The 1,224-nt window shown below is 68.3% G+C and carries 2 protein-coding genes; one reads left to right on the top strand and one right to left on the bottom strand.

Features of this window, described 5'->3' with window-relative positions; genetic code table 11:
* A partial coding sequence (locus DB30_RS40885; RefSeq protein WP_205633223.1) for a hypothetical protein occupies positions 1–572 on the top strand: 572 nt, incomplete at its 5' end.
* On the opposite strand, the gene DB30_RS40880 is transcribed toward DB30_RS40885, so the two are convergent.
* A complete protein-coding gene (locus tag DB30_RS40880) occupies positions 550–840 on the bottom strand; it encodes a hypothetical protein (protein ID WP_052559538.1) in 291 nt (96 codons plus the stop codon). The two genes, DB30_RS40885 and DB30_RS40880, sit on opposite strands and share 23 nt — an antisense overlap.
* Positions 841–1,224: the final 384 nt, after the last annotated feature.

Here is a 1,224-nt window from a genome sequence, read left to right as displayed (position 1 = left end):
GAACGACCATGGCGCTCGCACACGCCGACGAGTCGCTGGTGTGTCCAGCGGGCCACCTCGGCGACTTGCTCGGGGCTGGGATTGGAGAGGGCGTGAAAGCGCAGCACGCCTGCGTCATCGCGGACGTACACGGCCTCGGCCTCGACGAGACAGCGCTCACCGACGTCGCCCCCGCCGACGTCAGGCATCGCTACACCATCGAGCTGTACGAGGCCGAGCGGAGCGCGCTCGACGACGCCGCCATCGCCTGCGGCGTCTCGACGCGAAGTGGAGCCAAGCTGGCGCGGGCGATCGTCCGCTCCTGGCTCGCTCACCCATGGCACCACCCTCCCGAGCTTGTGAGCCACGAATTCGACCGAGACGGAACTGGTGCGGTCCACGCGTGGCCGGCGAGCCTCAAGGCCCTCGAGTCCGAGGCCAAGTGGCCCGGTTCCGCGGCTGACCCAGCCCCCGTGCTCTCCACCCTGCTCAGCCGGCTCGACGGTCCTGACGTGCTCGAGGTCGTTGTCGCCCTCGCCACCCAGCTCTCCGACGACGACCGCGCGGCCCTCATCCGAGCGCTCGGAGGCTGAGCGGGACGAACTCGGACAGCGGGCGATCAAGACGCGAGGCAACCGGCCCGCGCTGGGCCAGCTCGAGCGGATCGGGACCAAGGAGATCGAGGACCTCCAGCACCTGGCGGACCGTGGGACCCAGGCCTGGATTGCGGGTCAGGGTTCCGAGATCCACGGGCGGTGGCCTGAGCTCGAGGTCGTAGCCCCCCTCGCCGACGTGCCGGAGCAGATCCCGGAGCGTCGGCTCCTCAATACCTGAGACCACTTCGATCAGGGTCTGGGCCAAGGCGTAGCGGTAGTGGCGGGCGAAGGCCCTCTCCCATTTTTCTGTGGCTGCGATACGTGCTGCGCGGTCGGTGTTCTGCACTACAAGCGCCGCCGAAAAGCGAAAGGCATGCCAACGCCGCTCTCGATTCCTACCCGCAGTGACCGAGCTCTGGGTGACGCAATCCGTGCCACTCCGGCTACCTGATGGGTGGCGAGGATTCGACCACCCACGGCCAGCCAGTCTAGGCCGGCTCCATGTTCACCGCCTGCCTCGGCGAACGCTGATCTACACATCGAACCGGCACGCGTCTCGCACCATGGGCGCGTGTCGACTCGCGCCCGGGTCATCCCAGCCGAGCCAGCACCTCCGACACCATAGAGACGTGAGGGTGGTCGTCACGGA

The organism is Enhygromyxa salina, assembly GCF_000737335.2.
Lineage (GTDB): Bacteria > Myxococcota_A > Polyangia > Nannocystales > Nannocystaceae > Plesiocystis > Plesiocystis salina_C.
Note: the sequence above shows the minus strand (reverse complement) of the source record. Positions and strands in the feature narration are given on the sequence as shown.